This is a genomic window from Ideonella sp. P3_A4 (genome assembly GCF_056403075.1).
The window spans coordinates 1-7,919 of the sequence record NZ_JBFUGE010000277.1 but is presented as its reverse complement, the minus strand read 5'-3'; the positions used below and the strand labels follow the sequence as shown (position 1 = coordinate 7,919).

General features: G+C 68.2%; 5 protein-coding genes. 1 reads left to right on the top strand and 4 read right to left on the bottom strand.

What is annotated here, in order from left to right; all coding sequences use genetic code 11:
• The 4 genes from AC1DYI_RS21080 to AC1DYI_RS21065 all read right to left on the bottom strand — a co-directional run.
• Positions 1-181: helix-turn-helix domain-containing protein (locus tag AC1DYI_RS21080; RefSeq protein WP_477206091.1), on the bottom strand; the 181-nt coding region annotated here is incomplete at its 3' end.
• Positions 182-369: 188 nt separating this feature from the next.
• A complete protein-coding gene (locus AC1DYI_RS21075; protein ID WP_477206090.1) occupies positions 370-2,388 on the bottom strand; it encodes a M13 family metallopeptidase in 2,019 nt (672 codons plus the stop codon).
• Between the two features lie 271 nt (positions 2,389-2,659).
• On the bottom strand, positions 2,660-5,236 hold the full coding sequence (cphA, locus tag AC1DYI_RS21070) for a cyanophycin synthetase (protein WP_477206089.1): 2,577 nt from the start codon (positions 5,234-5,236) through the stop codon (positions 2,660-2,662).
• A 39-nt stretch (positions 5,237-5,275) separates the two neighbouring features.
• The gene (locus AC1DYI_RS21065) at positions 5,276-7,498 is read right to left on the bottom strand and encodes a cyanophycin synthetase (RefSeq protein WP_477206088.1); all 2,223 of its coding nucleotides are present in this window, start codon (positions 7,496-7,498) and stop codon (positions 5,276-5,278) included.
• 217 nt (positions 7,499-7,715) lie between these two features.
• Here AC1DYI_RS21065 and AC1DYI_RS21060 point away from each other — a divergent pair.
• Positions 7,716-7,919: hypothetical protein (locus AC1DYI_RS21060; RefSeq protein WP_477206087.1), on the top strand; the 204-nt coding region annotated here is incomplete at its 3' end.

Sequence of the window (7,919 nt, the reverse complement as noted above, 5' to 3'; positions counted from 1 at the left end):
GGCCGAAGTCGGCGGCGTAGGTCCTGAAGCCATAAGACTTTGCGCGTTCTTGCTCCCGCCAAATGGTAGACCGATGGCAGCCGACAAAGCGTGCCACGGCGGCCGCACGAGCGCCGTAGCGCAAGCAGACCTCAATACGAACGCGATCTGTCGAGGACAGGTGAGAGTATCGGATTCCCATTCGTGCAACTGCTCCTTGGAGAAGAAGTGTTGCACTTCAAATCTGAGGCGAAGCAGGCACATAACGCATCAGATCGACGGTTCAGTTTCAACCGCCAGACTTGAACGTGAAAGAGCCTGGCGCCGCGCGGGGCGGAACCGGGCTCAGGTGGGTGCCGGCACGGCGAGCGCCGGCCGGCCCCATGGGCCTCACCAGATGTGGATGCGCTCTTCCGGGGCCTTGAACATCTTGTCGCCGACCTTGGTGCCGAAGGCTTCGTGGAAGCCGTCGTGGTTCACCGCGGCGCCGTTGGCGCGGAACTCCGGCGGTGAGTGCGGGTCGGTCGTCACCAGCTGCAGCTTGCGCTCGTCGCGGGTCTTCTCGCGCCAGGCTTGCGACCAGCCGAGGAAGAAGCGCTGCGTGCCGGTGTAGCCCTCGATCACCGGCGCCGGCTGGCCCTTCAGCGAACGCTGGTAGGCCTTGAAGGCGATCTGCAGGCCCGACAGGTCGGCGATGTTCTCGCCCAGTGTCAGCTTGCCGTTGAGCTTGCTGCCCGGGATCGGCTCGTACTGCGCGTACTGGTCAACCAGCTTTGCGGTGATGGCGTCGAAGGCCTTGCGGTCGGTGTCGGTCCACCAGTTGCGCAGCACGCCGTTGCCGTCGAACTGGCTGCCCTGGTCGTCGAAGCCGTGACTGATCTCGTGGCCGATCACTGCGCCGATCGCGCCGTAGTTCATCGCATCGTCGGCCGCCATGTCGAAGAACGGCGGCTGCAGGATCGCGGCCGGGAACACGATCTCGTTCATGCCCGGGTCGTAGTAGGCATTGACGGTCTGCGGCGTCATGCCCCATTCCTTGCGGTCGACCGGCTTGCCCACACGCATGGCCTGGCGAACGTGCTCGAAGCGCGAGGCGCGGAAGTCGTTGCCGATCGCATCGCCGGCCTTGATCGCCAGCGCGGAATAGTCGCGCCACATGTCGGGGTAGCCGATCTTCACGCCGTATTTGGTCAGCTTCTCATGGGCCGCCTTTTTCGTTTCCGGCGACATCCAGCTCAGCTCGTCGATTGAGGTCGAGTAGGTCGCGAGCAGGTTGCGGACCAGTTCCAGCATCCGCTCCTTGTGGGCCGGCGGGAAGTACTGCTGGACATAGACCTGGCCGAGCGCCTCGCCCATCGCGTCGTTGAGCACCGTGACGGCCTTCTGCCAGCGCGGCAGGTCTTCCGTCTGGCCGCGAACGGCGCGGCCCGCGAACGCGAACTTGGCTTCGCGGTACTCGGCCGGCAGCTGGTAAGCCATGGCGTCGAGCAGGCGCACCTGCATGTACAGCTTCCAGGTGTCGAGCGGCTGGTTCTTGACCAGGCCGGACAAGGCCTTGACGTAGCTGGGCTGGCCCACCACGAGCATTCCGTCCAGCGTGGGCATCTCGCCCGTGCGCAAGAAGGCCGGCCAGTCGATGCCTGGGGCCTGTTGGGCCAGCGCCGTCAGCTTGGTCGGGTTGTAGATCTTCTTCGGGTCACGGTTGTCCACCTTGGCCCACTGGGCCTCGGCCATCTTCTTCTCGAGCTCGTAGACGGCCGCGGCGTGTTTCGCGGCGGCGGCATCGCCTGAGAGCTCGAGCAGCTTGGTGACGTAGGCCACGTAGGCGCCACGCACCTTCTGGAAGCGCTCGGTGTCCTTGAGGTAGTAGTCGCGGTCAGGCAGCCCCAAGCCGCTCTGGAAGACGAAGGACATGTAGATGCCGGGGTTCTTGAAGTCCTGGCCGGCGCCGAGGTTCATCGGCATGCTGACGACGCTCTGCCAGCTTCCCATCAGCCCGACGAGAGCGCGCTTGTCCTTCAGCGCCGCGACCGCGTCGAGCTGGGGCTTCAACGGCGCCAGGCCGGCCTTGTCGATCGCGGCGGTGTCCATGTAGGCGGCGTAGAAGTCGCCGATCTTCTGCTCGACGCTGCCGTCGGCGTGCTTCTGCTGCGCCAGCGCCTCGACGATGCCCTTGACCCGTTCGTCCGACAGGTCACGCAGCTTGATGAAAGTGCCGTACTCGGCCTTGTCGGCAGGGATGTCGGTCGTCTTGATCCAGGTGCCGTTGGCGGCCAGGAACAGGTCGTCCTGGGCGCGCACGGCCGGGTCGAAGCCCGGGCGGTCCAGGCCCGCTACAGGGGCGGCGGCGAAGCTGGCCGCGGCCAGGTGTACGAGGACGGCGAGCGTCGACAGTCTCAGGGTTTTCATCAGCAGGCACTTTCCAAATAACAAATGGCGCCGCGGATGGCGGCGCCGGATCGAGACCACTTCCGGGCGCCTCTGGGTAACGGGCGCTTGGCGGGCGACTGCACCATAGCGGCAAGCCCCTCCGGAATCGATCCGGGAAAGGACGAAGCGTCCGATTGGCAGGGCGAAGCGCTGCCATGGCGGATGAAACGGCCGCGGCCGGCGACGAAACGAAACCGGCGCCGCTGCCGCAAAGCAGGGGCGCCGGTCGGCGGGTGAAGGTCGCCAGGCGTTAGGCTACCGGTTCGGCCACGCGCTTGGCCAGGTGGGCCAATGCTTCTTCTACCTGGTCGACCAGCACCAGGCACAGGTCACCCGGCTCCAGCCGCGACAACGCGGTGTCAATCGCGATGAACTCGCCGGTGATTTCTTCGATGTGGCGGGTGCGCTGGGCGCCTTCCAGGCCCTGGCGCAGCAGTGCCAGCACCTCGCCATCTTCACGGCCACGCTGGCAGGCGTCCTGGTACAGGATCACTTCGTCGAACGCGGTGCCCAGGATTTGCGTCTGCTCGCGGATGTCTTCGTCGCGGCGGTCGCCGGCGCCCGAGATGACGACCGAGCGGCGTTTGGCCGGCATCGCGGCCACGGCGGCCACCAGCGCGCGCATCGCGTCCGGGTTGTGGCCGTAGTCGGCGATCAGCGTCGCGCCACGGTAGTCCATCACGTTGAAGCGGCCGGGCGCGTTGTCGGCGTCGTTGACGAAGCTGGCCAGACCGGAGCGGATCGCATCCCAGCTCAGGCCGACACCCCAGGCCGCGGCGATCGCGGCCATCGCGTTGTCGATCTGGAAGCCGATCGTGCCGTGGCGCGTCAGCGGGATGTCGCGCAGCGCGACGAACTCGCGCCAGTTGCCCTCGGCAACGACGATCTGGTCGCCCTCGACGTAGACGCAGCGCTGGCCCTGCGCGCGGTGCGTGGCCAGCACCGGGTGGTGGCGGTCTTGCGCGAAGTAGATGATGCCGCCGGGGCAGGTGGGCGCCATGTTGACGCAGTGCGGGTCGGTCGCGTTCAGCACCCCGTAGCCGGTGGGGGCCACGTTCTGCACGATCACGCGCTTGAGCACCGCCAGGTCTTCGACCGTGGTGATGTAGTTCAGCCCCAGGTGGTCACCGGCGCCGATATTGGTGACGACTGCGACCTGGCAGCGGTCGTAGCCCAGGCCTTCACGCAGGATGCCGCCGCGCGCAGTTTCGAACACCGCCGCGTCGACCTGCGGGTTCATCAGCACGTTGCGCGCGCTCTTCGGGCCGGAGCAATCGCCCGAGTCGATCTGGCGGCCGTTGACATGCACGCCGTCGGTGTTGGTCATGCCGACGCGCAGGCCGCTGGCGCCGAACAGGTGCGCGATCAATCGCGTCGTCGTCGTCTTGCCGTTGGTGCCGGTGACCGCGACCACCGGGATGCGGCCGTCGTCACCCGGCGCGTACAGGTGGTTGATCATCGCTTCGCCGACCGCGCGACCCTTGCCGAAGGACGGCGACAGGTGCATGCGCAGCCCTGGCGCGGCGTTGACCTCGACCACGCCACCGTGCTGCTCTTCGAGCGGGCGGATGACCGTTTCGCAGACCACGTCGACACCGCAGATGTCCAGGCCCACCATGCGGGCCGCGGCCACGGCTCGCGAGGCGACCTCGGGGTGCACGTCGTCGGTCACGTCGGTCGCAGTGCCGCCGGTCGACAGGTTGGCGTTGTTGCGCAGGATCACGCGCTGGCCCTTGGGTGGCACCGATTCGGGCGTCAGGCCTTGGACCGCCAGCCGGGCAACGGCGATGTCGTCGAAGCGGATCTTGGTCAGCGACGTGGCATGGCCATCGCCTCGCTTCGGATCGGCGTTGACCGCGTCGACCAGCTGGCGCACGGTGTGGACGCCGTCACCCGACACCTGCGGCGGGTCGCGCCGCGCGGCGGCGATGAGCCGGTTGCCGACCACCAGCATGCGGAAGTCGCTGCCCGGCAGGAACTTCTCGACCATCGGGTGGCCGATTTCCTCGGCCGTCTTGTAAGCCGCGGCCAGGCCTTCGGTGTCGGTGATGTTGACGGTGACGCCCTTGCCCTGGTTGCCGTCCTGCGGCTTGCAGACCACCGGCCAGCCGATCTCTTCGGCGGCGGCGACGGCGTCTTCGATGCTGGACACCGGCCGGCCCAGCGGCACCGGCACGCCGGCCGCACGCAGCAGCGTCTTGCACAGGTCCTTGTCCTGCGCGATCGATTCGGACACCGCGCTGGTCGAGTCGACCTCCGCGGCCCAGATGCGGCGCTGCTTCGAGCCCCAGCCGAACTGCACCAGGCTGCCGCTGGTCAGGCGCCGGAACGGGATGCCGCGCGCCACTGCCGCGTTGACGATCGAGCCGGTCGAGGGGCCGAGGCGGATGTCCTCGTCCAGCTCGCGCAGCGAATGGATCGTCGTGTCGCAGTCGAACGGCGTCACGCCCTCTTCGGCCAGCGCCGAACGGATCAGCACCTCAGCGGCTTCGAGCGCCTGGCGGCCGACCTTTTCTTCGCTGTACTCGACGACCACCTGGTAGACACCAGGGTCGACAGTTGCCGTGCAGCGGCTGAAGGTCACCGGGCAGCCGGCCTGCGTTTGCAGCGCCAGCGTGGCTGCTTCCAGCACATGGGCCAGCGAAGCCTCTTCAGGCCGGCGGCGCAGCGCGCCCAGGCCCGGGAAGAGGGCGCGCAGCCGGGCCTCGAAGCCGGGCAGCGTGCTCAGCGCCCGCTCAGGCTCGGTGCACGAGACGATGGCTTCGACGGCGGTGTGGCGGCTCCAGAGGTTGGGGCCACGCAGGGTGCGGATGCGGGAGATTTCCATGGGGCGGTGTCGTCAGGTCTTTGTTCTGCGGAACTGGCTTCAGGCGCGGGTCGGGCCGAGGTCGAAGGTCTCGACACCAGCGGCGATCAACTCGGGCGAGATGCCGAAGGCCCAGGCCGCGGCCACTGCGGCCAGCAGCGCCTCGGACAGTGCCGCCAACTCGCCGGCGCCGCCATGGCCATGGCGTTTGAGGATGCCGTGCAGGTCAGGCCCGGCATGTTCGCTGGCGCCGGTCATCAGCATCACGCGGCCATTGCGCAGGATCGCCGCGCGGCCGCCGTCGAGGCTGTGGTCGCGCAGCAGCTGCGGGGCGTCGCCGCCGCCATCGATCGCGTAGTACAGCACCTCGCCGTCGCTCAGGTCGGCCAGCTCGGTGATGCGCGGGTCGTTCGCGTTCAGCACCGAGACACCGTCGTCCAGCACCACGTCGATCTGCGTGCGCAGCACCTTGTACAGCTGGTCGGACTCGCTGACGTCGTGCCGCTTCAAATCGGCAGCGCCGTCGAAATCGGTCACCACGCCGACGTGGCAGCGGTCGTACGGCAGGCCCTCGTCCAGGATCAGCGCAGGGCCGTTCTCGAACACCGCGGCTTGCGCATCGCGGTTCATCAGCAGGCGGTGGCTCGCTTCCCAGTAGGCGGCACTCTTGGCGACCGCCGGCTCGGTGCGGCGCTGGCCGACGAACATGCCGCCGCGGCAGGCCAGCGCCGTGTGGCGGCCCGACAGGTGCACCAGCCACGCGATCGCGCGGGCGATCACGTCGGTATTGCGCGTGCCGGCGACGCCGACGATTGGGATGCGGCCCGGATGCGCGTCATGCTCGTCGCTGGGGAAGAGTTGCTCGACGATGGCCTGGCCGACCGGGCGCGGCTTGCCAACCGCCGGCTTCAGGTGACTCAGCAGGCCGGGGCCGGCGTTGACCTCGACCACCGCGCCGCCTTGCTCATGCAGCGGGCGGCTGATGTCCTCGGCCACCACGTCGATGCCGGCGATGTCCAGCCCGACGGCTTGTGCGGCCAGCGAGACGTAGTGGTCGACCTCGGGGTGCACATCGTCGGTGCAGTCGATCGCGACGTTGCCGTTGCGCTGCACCAGCACGCGCTTGCCGGCCGGCGGCACCGAATCCGGTGTCAGACCCTGGCGCTGCAGGTCGAGCAGCATCACGCCGTCTTCGCGCGGGTTCAGCCGGTTCAGCGGGTGGTCTTCGGTGGTGCCACGACGCGGGTCGTTGTTGATCTGCTGGTCGACCAGGTCGGCCACGTTGTGCTGGCCGTCGCCGGTGATCCAGGCAGTTTCGCCGCGGGCGGCGGCAACGACGCGGCCGCCGATGACCAGCAGCCGGTGCTCCTGGCCGGGGATGTAGCGCTCGACCATCACCTCGCTGCCGTGGCGCGCGGCCACCTCGTAGGCGGCGTGCACGTCGGCTTCTTGCGTCAGGTCCAGCGTCACGCCACGGCCGTGGTTGCCGTCGGTCGGCTTGACGACGACCGGCTGGTCGAAGTCTTGCGCCGCACGCCAGGCCGCCGCCGGGCTGTTGACGATCTCGCCCTCGGGCACCGGCACGCCGCAGGCGGTCAGCAGGCTCTTGGTCAGGTCCTTGTCGCAGGCGATGGTCTCGGCGATCGCGCCGGTCAGGTCGGTCTCGGCCGTCCAGATGCGGCGCTGTCGCGCGCCATAACCCAGCTGCACCAGGTTGCCGTCATTCAGGCGGATGTGCGGGATGCGGCGGTCGGTGGCAGCCGCCACGATGCAGGCGGTGGAGGGGCCGAGGTAGCAGTCGTCGATCGCGTCGCGCACCTTGGCGACCGCGGCGGTGACGTCGAACGGCTTGTCGTTGATCGCTGCCATCAGCAGCGCATGGCCTTCGGTCAGTGCCGTGCGGCCGACTTGTTCGTTGCGTGAACGGAACACCATCCGGTAGACGCCGTGCTGGCTGGTGGAACGGGTCTGCCCAAAACCGGTGGGCATGCCGGCCAGGTTCAGCAGCTCGATCACGCAGTGTTCCAGCACGTGGCCGGCCCAGGTGCCTTCACGCAGGCGCTGCAGGAAGCCGCCGCGTTCGCCGACGCCGCAGTGGTGCTCGGCCAGCGCCGGCAGCAGCAGCAGCAAACGGTCGGTAAAGCCGGGCAGCTTGTCGGAAGGGTGGTCTTCGAGCTCGCCCAGGTCGAGCCAGACTTCGAGCACCGAGCGGTAGGTCCAGATGTTGGGGCCGCGCAGGTAGGTGATGCGCTGGAGCTGGATGTCGTTCTTCTGGGCGGTCATGGATGGGTTTACAGGGGTGGGGCAGGCCAGGGAGCGCTAGTTGCCGGCGGTTGGCGCGAGGAGCGAATTTTGCGCCCGCCGCGCCTTGGCCGCTGCCTGGGGCTGGCACGGGGGGTGCGCCTGCCGCGCTTTCAAGGAAAATGCCGCGCTCAGCATGCAACACCAACAAAACACCCCGGCTGCCCCTGAGGCAGCGCCCCTGGCTGCCGGGGACAACGTGCTCGCCAGCCTCCAGGTTGACCTTGACGAGGACCTGCACTTTTCCACCGGCCTGCTGGTGCTCAGCGAGCGTGCATTGTTGGCGCGCGTGGGAGCCAAGGGCAGCTGGCAGCGTTACGACCTGACGCCCAAGCTGACGCTTCGGCACCACGACCATGCGGGCGTCGGCACGCTGGAGCTGGCCTACGAGCTGGCCTACGAG